12 protein-coding genes are annotated in these 15,337 nt (G+C 66.8%); 7 read left to right on the top strand and 5 right to left on the bottom strand.

Annotated features, from left to right (window positions below):
* Positions 1-112 precede the first annotated feature (112 nt).
* The 3 genes from FFS62_RS09910 to FFS62_RS09900 all read left to right on the top strand — a co-directional run bounded on the left by FFS62_RS09910 (position 113) and on the right by FFS62_RS09900 (position 3,629).
* Positions 113-550, top strand: a complete 438-nt coding sequence (locus tag FFS62_RS09910; protein WP_137972655.1) for an Lrp/AsnC family transcriptional regulator — start codon at positions 113-115, stop codon at positions 548-550.
* An 11-nt stretch (positions 551-561) separates the two neighbouring features.
* Positions 562-1,695, top strand: coding sequence for a class C beta-lactamase (ampC, locus tag FFS62_RS09905; RefSeq protein ID WP_137972654.1), 1,134 nt, complete (start codon positions 562-564; stop codon positions 1,693-1,695).
* Positions 1,696-1,760: 65 nt separating this feature from the next.
* A complete protein-coding gene (locus FFS62_RS09900; RefSeq protein WP_137972653.1) occupies positions 1,761-3,629 on the top strand; it encodes a DEAD/DEAH box helicase in 1,869 nt (622 codons plus the stop codon).
* 58 nt (positions 3,630-3,687) lie between these two features.
* Here FFS62_RS09900 and cysS read toward each other — a convergent pair whose 3' ends face one another.
* Entirely contained in the window at positions 3,688-5,073 is a 1,386-nt protein-coding gene (cysS, locus tag FFS62_RS09895; RefSeq protein ID WP_137972652.1) for a cysteine--tRNA ligase, read from the bottom strand.
* A 3-nt stretch (positions 5,074-5,076) separates the two neighbouring features.
* Entirely contained in the window at positions 5,077-6,744 is a 1,668-nt protein-coding gene (locus FFS62_RS09890) for a glutamine--tRNA ligase/YqeY domain fusion protein (protein WP_137972651.1), read from the bottom strand.
* Between the two features lie 192 nt (positions 6,745-6,936).
* Here FFS62_RS09890 and FFS62_RS09885 point away from each other — a divergent pair, with 192 nt between their 5' ends.
* The 4 genes from FFS62_RS09885 to FFS62_RS09870 all read left to right on the top strand — a co-directional run bounded on the left by FFS62_RS09885 (position 6,937) and on the right by FFS62_RS09870 (position 10,311).
* The gene (locus FFS62_RS09885; RefSeq protein ID WP_137972650.1) at positions 6,937-7,431 is read left to right on the top strand and encodes a peptidylprolyl isomerase; all 495 of its coding nucleotides are present in this window, start codon (positions 6,937-6,939) and stop codon (positions 7,429-7,431) included.
* Positions 7,432-7,435: 4 nt separating this feature from the next.
* Positions 7,436-8,158: a UDP-2,3-diacylglucosamine diphosphatase gene (gene lpxH, locus FFS62_RS09880; protein ID WP_137972649.1), complete on the top strand. Its 723-nt coding sequence runs from the start codon at positions 7,436-7,438 to the stop codon at positions 8,156-8,158.
* Positions 8,159-8,260: 102 nt separating this feature from the next.
* A complete protein-coding gene (locus FFS62_RS09875; RefSeq protein ID WP_137972648.1) occupies positions 8,261-9,613 on the top strand; it encodes an SPFH domain-containing protein in 1,353 nt (450 codons plus the stop codon).
* A 167-nt stretch (positions 9,614-9,780) separates the two neighbouring features.
* Positions 9,781-10,311: a flavodoxin family protein gene (locus FFS62_RS09870; RefSeq protein ID WP_171016303.1), complete on the top strand. Its 531-nt coding sequence runs from the start codon at positions 9,781-9,783 to the stop codon at positions 10,309-10,311.
* 1 nt (position 10,312) lies between these two features.
* On the opposite strand, the gene FFS62_RS09865 is transcribed toward FFS62_RS09870, so the two are convergent.
* From FFS62_RS09865 to FFS62_RS09855, 3 genes are all read right to left on the bottom strand, one after another.
* A complete protein-coding gene (locus FFS62_RS09865; RefSeq protein ID WP_137972646.1) occupies positions 10,313-11,251 on the bottom strand; it encodes a class I SAM-dependent methyltransferase in 939 nt (312 codons plus the stop codon).
* Positions 11,252-11,455: 204 nt separating this feature from the next.
* Positions 11,456-12,946, bottom strand: coding sequence for a sodium/proline symporter PutP (gene putP / locus FFS62_RS09860; protein ID WP_137972645.1), 1,491 nt, complete (start codon positions 12,944-12,946; stop codon positions 11,456-11,458).
* 378 nt (positions 12,947-13,324) lie between these two features.
* On the bottom strand, positions 13,325-15,286 hold the full coding sequence (locus tag FFS62_RS09855) for a CHASE3 domain-containing protein (protein ID WP_137972644.1): 1,962 nt from the start codon (positions 15,284-15,286) through the stop codon (positions 13,325-13,327).
* Positions 15,287-15,337: the final 51 nt, after the last annotated feature.

Below are 15,337 nucleotides of genomic sequence, written 5' to 3'. Positions count from 1 at the left end.
GCGACTATTATTCGGCTACCCCGCCCGAGCGATACAGGGTTAATCTAAGGCGAAACTGCAGCACTGCCTTTATTGCGAAGGCGTTTTTCTGAAATAACCTTATGAGCACGCCATGACCGACGAAATCGACCAGCTTCTGCTCAACGCCCTGATGGAAGACTCGCGCCGCTCGCTCAAGGCCCTGGCGCAGATCAGCGGCCTGTCCTCGCCCAGCGTGGCCGAGCGCCTGCGCCGCCTGGAGGAGCGTGGGGTGATCAGGGGCTACACGGTGGAGGTGGACCCGCGCCACTTCGGCTACCAGCTGCAGGCCATCGTCCGCGTGCGCCCGCTGCCCGGCAAGCTGCACGAGGTGGAGCGGCAGATCCAGTCGATTCCCGAATTCACCGAGTGCGACAAGATCACCGGCGAGGACTGCTTCGTCGCCCGCCTGCACGTGCGCTCCATGGAGCAGCTCGACGAGCTGCTCGACCGCATCAACGCCTACGCCGAGACCAACACCGCCATCGTCAAGAAAACCTCGGTGCCGCGCCGGCTGCCGCCGATGAACTGAAGGATTTACCCATGCGATTCAGAACCACCGCGCTGGCCCTGCTGCTGGTCGGCCAGGCGGCCCTGGCGCAGCCGAATGAGCTGCGCGCAACCGTCGATACCGCCGTGCAGCCGGCCATCGAGCAGTACCGGATTCCCGGCCTGGCCGTAGCCATCATCCGCAAGGGCGAGCGCCACTTCTTCAACTACGGCGTCGCCTCCCGCGAGAGCAGCCAGGCGGTGGACGAGCACACCCTGTTCGAGCTGGGCTCGGTGAGCAAGCTGTTCAGCGCCACCCTCGGCGCCTATGCCCAGGCCGAGGGCAAGCTGCACCTGAGCGATAAGGCCAGCCAGCATCTGCCGGCGCTACGCGGCAGCGCCTTCGAGCGGATCAGCCTGCTCGATCTGGTCACCTACACGCCCGGCGGCCTGCCGCTGCAGTTCCCGGATGCGGTACAGAGCGAACGGCAGATGCTCGACTACTACCGCGCCTGGCAGTCCGCCTACCCCGCCGGCAGCCAGCGCCTGTATTCCAACCCCAGCATCGGTCTGTTCGGCCACTTGGCCGCCGCCAGCCTGGGCGAGCCGTTCGAGCAGTTGCTGGAACGCCAACTGTTCCCGCAGCTGGGCATGATGGAGAGCCATGTGCAGGTGCCGCCGGCGCAGATGGCGCGCTATGCCTGGGGCTACCGCGACGACCAGGCGATCCGCGTGCAACCAGGTCCGCTGGATGCCGAGGCCTACGGGGTGAAGTCCAGCGCGGCCGATATGCTGCGCTTCGTCGAGGCCAACCTCGATCCCTCGCAGCTGCCGGCACCGCTGCGCCAGGCCATCGCCAACACGCATCAGGGTTACTACCGGGTCGGCGATATGACCCAGGGCCTGGGCTGGGAGCGCTACACCTACCCCATCAGCCTGCAACGCCTGCAGGCCGGCAACTCGTCGCAGATGGCGCTGCAGCCACATACGGTTGAGCGCTTCGCTATCCCGCAAGCGGCCGAGGGCGACCTGCTGCTGAACAAGACCGGCTCGACCAATGGCTTCGGCGCCTACGTGGTGCTGTTGCCGGCCCGCGACACCGGGCTGGTGATCCTGGCCAACCGCAACTACCCGAATGCCGAGCGGGTGCGTATCGCCCTGCAGATCCTCAGCACACTGGAGCCGTGATCCGCTGGCCCATTGCCAGGGCAAAGTCCGTATGATGGCCGGCCGCACCTGCTTTCCGAGTTGCCATGCTGTCTGCCGTCAAACGCTACAAGGCGCTGCTCTCCAGCACCCTGGCGCGCTACTTTCCCCGCACCACCGAATACCTGCGCGCAGAACGCGAGGCCGCGGCCCGACTACGCCAGCCGCAGCCGCGCGCAAAACGCCCCGCCAGCAGCGGCAAGGCCAAAGCCGGCGGGCGCAAGAAGAAGACCAGCGACGGCCCTGCCCCCGCCCCAACCGGCATCTATTCCAGCGCGCGCCTGAAGGTCGACGACAGCCAGATCGCCGCCATGCGTGCCCGCGTCGCCGAGGCAGTAGCAGCCGGTCTGATCGGTGAACCTTCCGACGAGCAATGGGCGATGATCCTCTGCCGCGCCCCACTGGCGCGCATCTTCGCCGGTGCCGGCTCAGGCAAGTCCACCACCCTGCTGCTGCGCGTGGTGTTCATGCTCTGCCACCTGGAGATTCCCGCCGCCAGCCTCACGGTGATCTCCTTCACCAACGCCTCCTGCGCCGAGCTGCGTGGCCAGTTGCTGCGCCTGCTGGCCTTCTGGCAGTTCCCCTTCGACGAGGCGCAGGCGCGCCAGTGCGTGCGCACCTTCCACTCGGCCATGGCGCAGCAGGCCAAGCTGCTGCTGGGCGCGCCGAACTGGTTCGAGCAGCTTGGCGGTGGTGCCGGCGAGGAGCCGGACGCACCGGCCGGCGGCCGCCTGCCGCCCGCGCAACAGCGCCTGCTGCGCCAGGCCCATGACGAGCTCTACGCCAGCGATGCGGCCTTCCGCCAGCAGGTGCATGAACTGCTCGGCGTGGCCATGCCCGAGACCGTCGGCAAGCCGCCGCAGGAGGGCGTGCGCCTGGCCGGCGAACCGCGCGCCACGCCGCTATTCGAGGCTTTCTACCAGCAGGGCTGCTTCGCCGAGAGCCTCGGCCTGCGCCCGGATCGCATCGACGCCGCCGTGCTGGACTGTGCGCCGCGCGAGCGTCTGTTTCTGCAGGCACTCGCCCGCTTCTGGGCGCGCTTCCAGGCCCTGCTGCAGGCGCAGGGCGTCATCACCTTCGATGCTGCCTTCCGCCAGCTCGGCGAGCGCCTGACCAGCGCCGAGGAGCTGCCGGCGGAAGCCATCGAGCCGCTGCGCCATCTGCTGATCGACGAGTTCCAGGATATCTCGCCGCAGATAGTCCACTGGCTGCAGGCCGTGCATCGCGCCCTGGCCGGGCGCGGCAAGGCGGTCAGTCTGATGGCCATCGGCGACGACTGGCAGTCGATCTACGGCTGGCGCGGCAGCTCGCCTGAGCTGTTCCTCGACTTCGACCGCCACTTCCCCAGCCGCGGAAAAGCCAAGAGCCAGGTGCTGATGCTGACCAGCAACTTCCGCAGCATCGAGCCGATCCTGCGCGATGCCGAGGCGCTGCTGCAGGGTGTCGCCTGCAAGCAGGCCAAGCGCAGCCAGGCGGTCAAGGCCCCGCAACCGGGCGATCACGGCGTACGCCGCATCGAGGGCTTCGATCTCAAGCGCCAGCTGCCCGAGCTGCTGCAGGAGATCGCCGCGCAGTGCGCGCACGTCGCCCAGCGCGGCAGCCGCGAACGCAACCCGGTGCTGCTGCTGGGCCGGCGCAACGACGCGCTGAAGCAGGTACAGGCCCGGCTGGACCCGAGCCTGCCGGTGCGCGCCTACAGCATCCATCGCGCCAAGGGCCTGCAGGGCGAGGTGGCGATCATCCTCGACGATGGCGGCAGCCCCGAGTCGCATCCGCTGCGCAACGCGCTGTATGCCCACTGCGACCTGTTCCGTAACAGCTACGACCAGGCCATGCGCGACGAGAGCCTGCGCCTGGCCTATGTGGCCGTCACCCGTGGCGTCAGACGGGTGATCTGGTACAGCGGCAAACGCTAAAGATGCAGGACATGAAAAAGGCCGCCCGAGGGCGGCCTTTTTCATGGAGCGGAACGACTTACTCGGCCAGACGCCAGGTAGTACCACCCTTGCCGTCTTCCAGCACCACGCCCATGGCGGTGATCTGGTCGCGGATGCGGTCGGACTCGGCCCAGTTCTTGTCAGCACGGGCCTGCAGGCGCGCGGCGATCAGTGCATCCACCGCGGCGGCATCGACCTTGCCGGCGGCGCCGGCCTGGAGGAACGCATCCGGCTCCAGCTGCAGCACGCCGAGCACGCCGGCCAGCTGCTTGAGCTGGGCGGCCAGGCCAGCGGCGGCCTGTACCTCCGACTCACGCAGGCGATTGACCTCGCGGATCATCTCGAACAGTACGGCGCAGGCTTCCGGCGAGTTGAAGTCGTCGTCCATCGCCGCGCCGAAGCGCTCGACGAAGGCTTCGCCACCGGCCGGAGCTACTTCCGGCAGGCCCTTGAGGCCGTTGTAGAAGCGCTCCAGGGCGCCCTTGGCTTCCTTGAGGCTGTCTTCGGAGTAGTTGATCGGGCTGCGGTAGTGGCTGGACACCAGCAGGTAGCGCACCACCTCCGGGTGGTACTTCTCCAGCACCTCGCGGATGGTGAAGAAGTTGCCCAGGGACTTGGACATCTTCTCGCCGTCCACGCGCACCGCGCCGGCGTGCATCCAGCTGGCCGCATAGAGCTTGCCGGTGGCCGCCTCGCTCTGCGCAATCTCGTTCTCGTGGTGCGGGAACACCAGGTCCGGGCCGCCGCCGTGGATGTCGAAGGTCTCGCCCAGGCAGCAGGTGGACATCACCGAGCACTCGATGTGCCAGCCCGGACGACCGGCGCCCCAGGGCGACTCCCAACTCGGCTCGCCCGGCTTGGCGCCCTTCCACAGGACGAAGTCCAGCGGGTCTTCCTTGATCTCGTCGACCTCGATGCGCGCGCCGATCTTCAGATCTTCGATCCTCTTGCGCGACAGCTTGCCGTAGCCGACGAACTTGCCGACGCGGTAGTACACGTCGCCATTGCCCGGGGCGTAGGCGTAGCCCTTGTCGATCAGGGTCTGGATCATCTGGTGCATGCCGGCGATATGGCCGGTGGCGCGCGGCTCGAGGTCCGGGCGCAGCACGGACAGGCGCGCCTCGTCCTCGTGCATGGCGGCAATCATGCGCTCGACCAGGGCCTCAAACGGCTCGCCGTTCTCCTGGGCGCGCTTGATGATCTTGTCGTCGATGTCGGTGATGTTGCGCACGTAGGTCACGTCATAGCCGCGCTTACGCAGCCAGCGGGTGACCACGTCGAAGGCGACCATCACGCGGGCGTGGCCGATGTGGCAGAAGTCGTACACGGTCATGCCGCACACGTACATGCGCACCTGGTTGCCTTCCAGCGGCTGGAACGGCTCTTTGACCTTGCTCAGGGTGTTGTAGATGGACAACGCCATGGATCAGGCTCCCCAGGTGTCGCGCAGGGTGACGGTACGGTTGAACACCGGCGCGCCCGGCTTGGAGTCTTTCAGGTCGGCAACGAAGTAGCCTTCGCGCTCGAACTGGAAGCGTTCCTCGACGGCGGCATTGGCCAGCGACGGCTCGGCGCGGCAGCCCTGCAGAACGACCAAGGACTCCGGGTTGATGTTGTCGAGGAAGCTGCCGCCCTCCTCGTCCTTCTCCGGGTTGGCGGAGCGGAACAGGCGGTCGTACAGGCGCACTTCGCACTCCACGCTCTCGGCGGCCGGCACCCAGTGGATGACGCCCTTGACCTTGCGGCCTTCGGGGTTCTTGCCCAGGGTGTTCTCGTCGTAGGAGCAGCGCAGCTCGACGATATTGCCGGCGGCGTCCTTGATCGCTTCGTCGGCGCGGATCACATAGCTGCCGCGCAGGCGTACTTCGCCACCGGGGATCAGGCGCTTGAAGCCGTCCGGTGGGGTTTCTTCGAAGTCGCTGGCGTCGATGTAGATCTCGCGACTGAATGGCAGCACGCGCACGCCCATGTCCTGCTTCGGGTGGCGCGGCAGTTCGAGGTTCTCGACCTTGCCCTCGGGGTAGTTGGTGATGACCACCTTGAGCGGCTTGAGCACGCACATGGCGCGCGCGGCATTGGCGTCCAGGTCCTCGCGGATGGCGAATTCCAGCATGCCGATATCGACCACGCCACCGGCGCGGTTGACGCCGATCATGTCGCAGAAGGTGCGGATCGAGGCCGGGGTGTAGCCACGGCGGCGATAGCCGGACAGGGTCGACATGCGCGGGTCGTCCCAGCCATGCACATGGTTCTCATCGACCAGTTGCTTGAGCTTGCGCTTGCTGGTGATGGTGTAGTTCAGGTTGAGGCGGGCGAACTCGTACTGGCGCGGTTGCGCCGGCACCGGCAATTGCTCGAGGAACCACTCGTACAGCGGGCGATGGTCCTCGAACTCCAGGGTGCAGATGGAGTGGGTGATGCCCTCGATGGCGTCGGACTGACCATGGGTGAAGTCGTAGCTCGGGTAGATGCACCACTTGTCGCCGGTCTGGTGGTGATGGGCGTGGCGGATGCGGTAGAGGATCGGGTCGCGCAGGTTCATGTTGCGCGAGGTCATGTCGATCTTCGCGCGCAGCGAACGGGCGCCGTCCGGGAACTCGCCGGCCTTCATGCGGGCGAACAGGTCCAGGTTTTCTTCTACGGAGCGCTCGCGGAACGGGCTGTCCTTGCCGGGGCTGGTCAGCGTGCCGCGGTATTCGCGCATTTCCTCGGCGTTCAGATCACAGACGAAGGCCTTGCCGGCCTTGATCAGCTCGACGGCCCAGGCGTGCAGCTGGTCGAAGTAGTCGGAGGCGTAGCGCTCCTTGCCGGCCCACTGGAAGCCCAGCCACTCGACGTCGCTCTTGATCGCGTCGATGTACTCCTGGTCTTCCTTGGCCGGGTTGGTGTCGTCGAAACGCAGGTTGCACTCGCCACCGAATTCCTGGGCCAGGCCGAAGTTCAGGCAGATGCTCTTGGCGTGGCCGATGTGCAGGTAGCCGTTGGGCTCCGGCGGGAAACGGGTGATGATCTTGGCGTGCTTGCCGCTATCCAGATCGGCCTGAACGATGGGGCGCAGGAAGTTGGCGGCTTTTTCGACGGTGGGCTTGCTCATGATGTCCTTAGCTTCGAGGTGCGCGGCTCGCGGCCCGTGGCGGTTTCGCCCCAGGGTAGGCCGGTCAAGACAAAGCCCGTATGATACCCAACCCGTCAACCCCCTGACAGCCGCAAAGCGACCAGGCGTGGCCTTTTAGCGCGAACGCGCCGCCGCCCTGCCCGTCTTGCCCGAATTCGAGAGCACATCGCCATGATCAAGCTGCACACCAACCACGGCGTCATCACCCTGGAACTGTTCGAAGACAAGGCCCCGGAAACCGCGGCCAACTTCAAGGAATACGTAAAGAGCGGTCACTACGACGGCACCGTGTTCCACCGCGTGATAGGCAACTTCATGATCCAGGGCGGCGGTTTCGAGCCGGGCATGAAGCAGAAGTCCACCCGCGCGCCGATCAAGAACGAGGCCAACAACGGCCTGTCCAACAAGGTCGGCACCGTGGCCATGGCCCGCACCATGGACCCGCACTCCGCCTCCGCGCAGTTCTTCATCAACGTCGCCGACAACGGCTTCCTCGACCACACCGCGCCGACCATGCAGGGCTGGGGCTACGCGGTATTCGCCCAGGTGACCGAGGGCATGGAAGTGGTCAACGCCATCAAGGGCGTGGACACCACCATGAAGTCCGGCCACCAGGACGTCCCGGTGGAAGACGTGATCATCGAGAAGGCCGAAATCGTCGAGTGATTCGATGATCCTGCTGATCTCCGATCTGCACCTGGAAGAGGAACGCCCGGACATCACCCGGGCGTTTCTGCATTTCCTGCAGACCCGCGCCCGCCAGGCCGAGGCGCTGTACATCCTCGGCGACTTCTTCGAGGTCTGGGTCGGCGACGACGGCATGTCGCCCTTCCAGCACAGCATCGCCCGCACCCTGCGCGAACTCAGCGATGCCGGCACGCGCATCTTCCTGATGCATGGCAACCGCGATTTCCTGATCGGCCGCGCCTTCTGCCGCGAGGCTGGCTGCACCCTGCTGAAGGACCCGAGCATCGTGCGCTTCAACGGCGAGCCGGTGCTGCTGATGCACGGCGACAGCCTGTGCACGTTAGATGTGGGCTATATGAAGCTGCGCCGCCTGCTGCGCAACCCGCTCAGCCTGTTCATCCTGCGCAACCTGCCGCTGTCCACCCGCCACAAGCTGGCGCGCAAGCTGCGCAGCGAGAGCCGCGCGCAGACCAGCATGAAGGCCCGCGAGATCATCGACGTGACCCCGGACGAAGTACCACGAGTCATGGCCGAGCACGGCGTACGTACCCTGATCCACGGCCACACCCACCGCCCCGCCGTGCACGAGTTCGAAGTGAACGGCCAGCCGGCCAGACGCATCGTCCTCGGCGACTGGGACAAGCAGGGCTGGGCCCTGCAGGTGGACGCCAGCGGCCTGCACCAGGCGCCGTTCGCCCTCGACTGAGCGACCGGCGAGAGCCAGCCCACATACCGGCACAGTGCCACTTGACGCCCCGGCGGGCGCTGCGCAGCATTCGCGCACCGTTCCCGCAGTCAAGGACAGATCATGGATATCTCCAGCGGCCCGAGCTCCAAACTCTCCCTCATCAAATACGTCGGCGTGCCCGTGCTGGTTGCCGCCATCGGCTTCGTCAGCTTCAACGGCGTGTTCTTCTACAACGAAGCCGGCTTCGCCACCCATGTGCGGACCATCTTCGGCGAAGAGAAGATCGTCGACGACGTCGGCTACGCCACCAAATGGTTCGGCCGCGCCACCCCGTGGAAGAAGGCCCTGAGCGTGCAGTCGGTGCTCACCGAGGCCCTGGAGATCGACGACAGCAGCGACAACGACTCCCTCGGCGCCACCATCGAGGCCTTCCCCATCGTGTTCCTCGGCAACGTCGACGCCAAGGTCGAGTCCTCGGCGCGCTTCCGCCTGCCCAGCGGCGACCAGTTCCTGAAGATCGCCCAGGAATATCGCAACCCGGAAAACTTCATCAAGACCGCCCTGGTCCCGGCCATCAAGGAAACCCTGCAGGCCACCGCCTCGCTGATGAGTGCCGACGACTTCTACGCCGGCGCGCGCAGCGAGTTCGCCGCCGAGTTCGAGAACCAGCTCAACGACGGCCTGTACCTGATCAAGCGTAAGGAGGTGCGCGGCCCGCGCGGCCACCTGCCGAGCCAGACCGCCATCCTCCAGGCCGGCAGCGAACAGGGCACCTTCGGCGACAACAGTGCCAGCCAGTTCATCACCGAGAAGGTCATGGACAGCAAGGGCATCCCGGTGCGCAAGCAGCAGCAGTTCCGCAAGTACGGCGTGGAAGTGGTCGAGGCGCGCATTACCAACGTCGACCCCAACCCGCAGTACAAGCAGCGCATGGTCAAGGTCCAGCAGGCCCTGGCCGAGCTGGCCGTGGCCCGGCAGAACCGCCTGAAGGAAGAGGAAGAGAAGCTGCTGGTCACCGCCCGCGGTGAGAAGGAAGTGGAAGCCCGCCGCCAGGAGACCCTGCGCGACCAGATCGAGCGCACCACCCAGGCCGAGACAGAGAAGCAGCTGGCGCGCATCAACGCCGAACGCGAGAAGGGCCGTGCCGAGATCGAGAAGCAGACCGCCGAGCTGCTGCGTGACAAGGCCGCCATCACCGCCGCTGCCACCAAGATCACCGCCGACGCCGAAGCCTATGCGCGCAAGGCCGTGATCGAGGCGGACGGCGCGCTGCAGCCCAAGCTGGATGCACTGGTGGAAATCAACAAGGTGTGGGCCGAGGCCGCCTCCCAGGCGCCAGTACCGGGCGTGATGATGGGTGGCGGTGCCAACGGTGCCAGCGCCAGCCGCCAGGACGAGATCGGCCAGCTGATGGGCATTCTCGCCACCAAGGCCGCCCGCGACCTGTCGCTGGACATGAAGGTCAAGGAATAAGCCGTACCGCGTGTCCCGAACGCCCCGCTCCGCGGGGCGTTTTTCATTGCGCCGCGCGCCCGCCGCTTCATTGATGCGGATCAAGCACCCGGCGGCGCCCATTGCCTAGGCTGCACTCGACGCCGGAACACTCCGGCCCGTTCATCAGCCGTGCGATGGAGGTCGCCATGAACGACATTCTTCTGGTGTGCTACTCGCGTACCGGCAACACCCGCCTGGTTGCCGACGAGCTGGTCCGGCTCACCGGCTGGCCGCTCGGGCTGATCCACGACACCCGGCCGCGTGCCGGGGCCAGCGGCGACTGGCGCTGCATGCTCGACGCCTGGCTGCGCAACCGCCCCGACTACCGCTACGAGGGCCCTGCGCTGGAGCGTTTCGAGCACATCGTGCTGCTCACCCCGGTGTGGATGAAGGGCCTGGCCGCGCCGCTGCGCACCTTCCTCGGCGACCACGACCTGTCGCGCCAGCGCATCTCGGTGATCTGCACCCAGGGTGGCCGCGGCGGCTTCAACGCGGTGGAAGAGATCGCCAGGCTGACCCGCCAGGTGCCGTCGCCGGTGCAGATCCTGTTGCAGAGCGAAGTACTCGGCGGCCTGTCGCCACAGCGCCTGGAAGACTTCGTGGTGCAGGTGCTGGCCTCCTCCACCTACCAGCGCGACCGCCAGCGCCCGGCCTGGTTATCGCCCGTGGCCTCCTGAATCAGTCTGCTGTGAACAGCAGCACCTTGAGCCCGGCATCCGGGTCGCTGTCGGCGAACTCCGGCGGGTTGGCCAGGCGCTCGATGAAGCGCAGCTGCGGCGCCTCGCGGACCATCTCGTCGATGAGGAAGGTGGGCGCGATGGCCGGGTCGTTGACGCAGGCCAGCACCCGGCCACCCGGTGCCAGCAGGTCCGGCAGGCGGCGCAGGATCTTAGCGTAGTCGCGGGTCAGCACGAAGCTGCCTTTCTGGAAGCTCGGCGGATCGACGATGATCAGCTCGAAGGGGCCGTCCTTGCGCAGCTTGCCCCAGGAATTGAACAGGTCGTGGCCGAGGAAGCTGACCCGCCCCAGGTCATGGCCGTTCAGCCGATGGTTGTCGCGGCCTCGGCTCAGCGCCGGGCGCGACATGTCCAGGTTGACCACCCGCTCGGCGCCGCCGGCGATGGCCGCCACCGAGAAGCCGCAGGTATAGGCGAACAGGTTGAGCACCCGCTGCCCGCCCGCCTGCTCGAGCACCCACTGGCGGCCCAGGCGCATGTCGAGGAACAGGCCGCTGTTCTGCTTGCGGCCGAAGTCGAGGAGATAGCGCAGGCCGCCCTCTTCGATCTCGCCACCCTCGATGGCCTCGCCCACCAGGTACTCGGTGGCGCTGTCGGCCTGGTAACGGTGCTGCAGCAGCAGGTGACGCGCGCCGCTGCGCGCCCAGGCCGGTGAAGCGGCGAACCGCAGCAGCATGTCCTTCAGCTCGGTCAGCGGCTGCGCGTCGGGTTGGCGAAACAGCGCCACCAGCAGCACACCCTGCAGCCAGTCGGCGGTGACGTGCTCCAGCCCCGGCCATTGCCGGCCACGACCATGGAACAGCCGGCGCGCCTCGTCGGGCAGGCAGGCGAAGGCCTGGTCGAGGTGCTGTTGCAGGAGGGCGATGGCGGAGGAATTCATGGCAGATGGGCGAGCTGGGCTGGGTCGCGCATTCTAAGCCAGGCGGGGTGTTTCTCGCGGGCAAAAAAAACGGCCCATCGCCGGGAGACGTGGGCCGCAAAGCACTAAAGGTCGTGCGTGGTGTGCCCCGTCGACAGCCGATGAGGGATGGCTGCGGCGGAGCGAAACGCGCGGACGGACGACCGGCCGCCCACGCGTGGGGTATTACAGGTGGGCGTCCTGGTATTCCTGCTCGGCTTCGTCGAAGCGCTTGAGCATGGTCGCGGACGGGGCGCTGCCGATGCGGCTGAAGACCAGAATGGCGACGGTGCCGAGGATGAAGCCCGGGACGATTTCGTACAGACCCATGCCAATCCAGTTCTTCCAGACCACCACGGTCACCGCGCCGACGATCATGCCGGCCAGGGCGCCGTTGCGGGTCATGCCTTTCCAGACCAGCGAAAGGATCACCACCGGGCCGAAGGCGGCACCGAAGCCGGCCCAGGCGTAGGCCACCAGGCCCAGTACGCGGTTTTCCGGGTTGGACGCCAGCCAGATGGAGATCAGGGCGATCAGCAGGACCATGGCGCGGCCGACCCAGACCAGCTCGACCTGGCCGGCGTTCTTGCGCAGGAAGGCCTTGTAGAAGTCCTCGGTCAGGGCGCTGGAGCAGACCAGCAGCTGGCAGCTCAGGGTGGACATCACCGCGGCCAGGATGGCGGACAGCAGCACGCCGGCGATCCACGGGTTGAACAGGATCTTCGACAGCTCGATGAACACGCGTTCCGGGTTCTCGGTGACCGGGCCAGCCAGTTGCGGATTCGCGGAGAAGTAGGCGATGCCGAAGAAGCCCACGGCCACGGCGCCGCCGAGGCAGAGGATCATCCAGGTCATGGAAATGCGGCGGGCGGCCGGGATCGACTTGACCGAATCGGCGGCCATGAAGCGCGCCAGGATGTGCGGCTGGCCGAAGTAGCCCAGGCCCCAGGCCAGCAGCGAGATCACGCCGACGAAGGTGGCGCCCTTGAGCATGTCGAAGTTGGTCGCGTCTTCCAGCTGGATGGCAGCGAAGGTGCTGTCCATGCCGCCGGTGGCGACCATCACCATCACCGGAGCGAGGATCAGGGCGAAGATCATCAGGCTGGCCTGCACGGTGTCGGTCCAGCTCACGGCCAGGAAGCCGCCGATGAAGGTGTAGGCGATGGTCGCAGCGGCGCCGGCCCACAGGGCGGTTTCGTAGGACATGCCGAAGGTGCTCTCGAACAGGCGGGCACCGGCCACCACGCCCGAGGCGCAGTAGATGGTGAAGAACACCAGGATCACCACGGCCGAGAAGATGCGCAGCAGCTTGCTGTTGTCCTCGAAGCGGTTGGTGAAGTAGTCCGGCAGGGTCAGGGCGTTGCCGTTGTGCTCGGTCTGCACGCGCAGACGGCCGGCGACGAACAGCCAGTTGAGCCAGGCACCGGCGATCAGGCCGATGGCGATCCAGCTTTCCGACAGGCCGGACAGGTACACGGCGCCCGGCAGGCCCATCAGCAGCCAGCCGCTCATGTCGGAGGCGCCGGCGGACAGCGCGGTAACGAAGCTACCGAGGCTGCGGCCACCGAGGATGTAGTCGGACAGGTTCTTGGTACGCAGGTAGGCAAACAGGCCGATAAAGACCATCGCGGCGATGTACACCACGAAGGTGATCAGCATGGGGGTGCTAGCTGTCATGGGAGGATGCCCTCTCGCTTGTTGTTATGGCCGCGGGGTTGGCCGCGACTGGGTTGGCAAACGCGCCCGCTCGTGACGGACACTCGATTCCCCGGCCGTTGGGCCGGGGCTTTACAAGGGGGACGCCTGCTGCCGGCGCCCCATCACGCCATTCCCCTCCCGGAAACGACGACAGGGCCCATCTGCCGGGCCCCATGGGGGTGCCGACCGGCGGCAATGCCGCGGCCTCTACCTTGGGTTTAGTCCATGACTCCGGCGACACAAGCGCAACGCGAACGCACGCATCCAGAGCGGGATGCAGGACTCTAGTGACAGCGGCATGACGGGTTCTTGCGGAAAACTCCGGAGTTTTTGCGAAAAACTCCGGAGCTGGCGGGTTCAGATCTGGAAGCGCGCGAGCACGCCCTTCATCTTCTGTCCCAACTGATGCAGGCCCTGGGCGGCCGCCTCGGCCTGCTTGGAGCTGGACATGTTCTGGCTGCTGGCCTCGCGGATGCTCTCCATGGCCAGCACCAGCTGATCCATGCCGGCCAGTTGCTGCTGGGCCGACACGGCGATCTCGGCAACCGCCTGGGCGCCTTCGTCGATGTTCAGCGACAGCAGACGGATCGCCTCGCCGGCCTGGCCGGACTGCTTGACCCCCTCGCTCACCGCCCGACTGCCCTGCTCCGCCGCCAGCACCGTGCTGCTGGTGGCGCGCTGGATCTCGCCGAGAATGCCGCGCACCTGCACGGTGGCCTGCTTGGACTGCTCGGCCAGGCTCTTCACCTCCTGGGCCACCACCGAGAAGCCCTTGCCCTGCTCGCCGGCCTTGGCCGCCTCGATGGAGGCGTTGACCGCCAGCAGATTGGACTGCTCGGCCAGGTCGTTGACCGTGGCGATGATCTCGCCAATGGTCTGCACCTGCTCGGCCAGGTGGGTGATGTTCTCGCCGACCTGCTCCATTTGCTGGTGGATGCGGCGCATGCCTTCGACCACCTCGTCCACCGCCCGCCGGCCATCCTGCGACACCTGCATCGAACGCTGCGCCGCCTGGGACACCGACAGCGCACGCTGACTGGAGAGCAGCGCGGTCTGCTTGATCTCCTCCATGGTGGCGCTGGTCTCGCTGATGGCGGTGGCGGTCTCCGCCGTGCCGCTGGCGATCTGGTAGGCGCCGGCGGCGATCTCGCTGGCCGAATCGGTGAGCACGCCGATGCCGCCGCGGATATCGCCGTTGATCCGGCGCAGGTCCGCCAGCATCTGGGCGAAGGCGTTGCCCAGCAGGTCATTGGCGGACTGCGGCTGCACCTCGATGGTCAGGTTGCCGGCGGCGATCTGCCGCGCCGACTCGGCCATCTGCCGCAGCGACTGGTGCATGCGTGCGAAGGCCTGGCCGAACTGGTCGCTGGCGGACTGCGGCTGCACCTCCACGGCCAGGTTGCCGGCGGCGATCTGCCGCGCCGACTCGGCCACATGGCGCAGGGCCTGGAGCATGTCGGCGAAGGCATGGCCGAACTGATCGTCGCGCGACTGCGGCTGCACCTCGATGGCCAGGTTGCCGGCAGCGATCTGCCGCGCCGATTCGGCGGTCTGCCGCAGGGATTGCAGCATGCGCAGGATGGCGGCCTGCAACGCGCCGATCTCGTCGGAGCGGGTACTGGCCGCGAGCTCCACCCCCAGGTTGCCGACGCTGACCCGATCGGCCACGGCGCTGACCGCGCGCAGCGGCCGGACGATGTTCTGGGTGAGGAACAGCGCGGCGGCAACCACCAGCAACGCGGACAGCGTCATGCCGAGCACTATGACCCATTGGCTGGTGTCCGCGCTGGCACTGGCCGCCGCATCGCGTGCGGCCTGCAGTTGCTCCTCCTCGGCGACCATCTCGCCGACCAGGCTGCGGATCTCGACCATCGCCTGCTTGCCCTTGTCGGTCAGCACCAGCTGCAGGGCCGGCTCGAAACCCTGGGCACGGCGCAGCTCGATGGTTTCCTTGAGCTCGGCCAGCTTCGTGGCGATCAGCGGCTCGAGCCGCCCCAGGCGACGTTGTTGCTCGGGGTTGTCGGCGGTCAGTTCGCGCAGGCTGCGCAAATCGCCGTCGAGCTTCAGCAACGCCGCGTTGTAAGGGTCCAGATAGCGCTCGGCGCCGGTGATGATGAAGCCACGCTGGCCGGTCTCGGCGCTCTGCACCGTGGCCAGCACGGCGCTCAACTGGGCCACCACCTGATGGGTGTGGGCGACCCAGCGCGAGGTCTCCAGCATGTTGAGGGTGTTGCGGTAGGAAATGCCGCCGATGACGACGATGACCAGCAGAATCGCGCAGAAGCTGACCCACAGCTTCGCCCCGATCGAGAACCTCATGTCCCTGCCTCCCCGGCTAGCCGCCGGCTCCGTGATGGTGCTCCGCCTTCA

The organism is Pseudomonas sp. F(2018) (genome assembly GCF_005508865.1).
Lineage (GTDB): Bacteria > Pseudomonadota > Gammaproteobacteria > Pseudomonadales > Pseudomonadaceae > Aquipseudomonas.
The sequence above is the reverse complement of the archived record's forward strand: the minus strand, read 5'-3'. Positions and strand labels throughout refer to the sequence as shown.

Coding starts and splice junctions, on each gene's coding strand:
- FFS62_RS09910 (WP_137972655.1), top strand. CDS start 113: ATGACCGACGAAATCGACCAGCTTCTGCTCAACGCCCTGATGGAAGAC.
- ampC (WP_137972654.1), top strand. CDS start 562: ATGCGATTCAGAACCACCGCGCTGGCCCTGCTGCTGGTCGGCCAGGCG.
- FFS62_RS09900 (WP_137972653.1), top strand. CDS start 1,761: ATGCTGTCTGCCGTCAAACGCTACAAGGCGCTGCTCTCCAGCACCCTG.
- cysS (WP_137972652.1), bottom strand. CDS start 5,073: ATGGCGTTGTCCATCTACAACACCCTGAGCAAGGTCAAAGAGCCGTTC.
- FFS62_RS09890 (WP_137972651.1), bottom strand. CDS start 6,744: ATGAGCAAGCCCACCGTCGAAAAAGCCGCCAACTTCCTGCGCCCCATC.
- FFS62_RS09885 (WP_137972650.1), top strand. CDS start 6,937: ATGATCAAGCTGCACACCAACCACGGCGTCATCACCCTGGAACTGTTC.
- lpxH (WP_137972649.1), top strand. CDS start 7,436: ATGATCCTGCTGATCTCCGATCTGCACCTGGAAGAGGAACGCCCGGAC.
- FFS62_RS09875 (WP_137972648.1), top strand. CDS start 8,261: ATGGATATCTCCAGCGGCCCGAGCTCCAAACTCTCCCTCATCAAATAC.
- FFS62_RS09870 (WP_171016303.1), top strand. CDS start 9,781: ATGAACGACATTCTTCTGGTGTGCTACTCGCGTACCGGCAACACCCGC.
- FFS62_RS09865 (WP_137972646.1), bottom strand. CDS start 11,251: ATGAATTCCTCCGCCATCGCCCTCCTGCAACAGCACCTCGACCAGGCC.
- putP (WP_137972645.1), bottom strand. CDS start 12,946: ATGACAGCTAGCACCCCCATGCTGATCACCTTCGTGGTGTACATCGCC.
- FFS62_RS09855 (WP_137972644.1), bottom strand. CDS start 15,286: ATGAGGTTCTCGATCGGGGCGAAGCTGTGGGTCAGCTTCTGCGCGATT.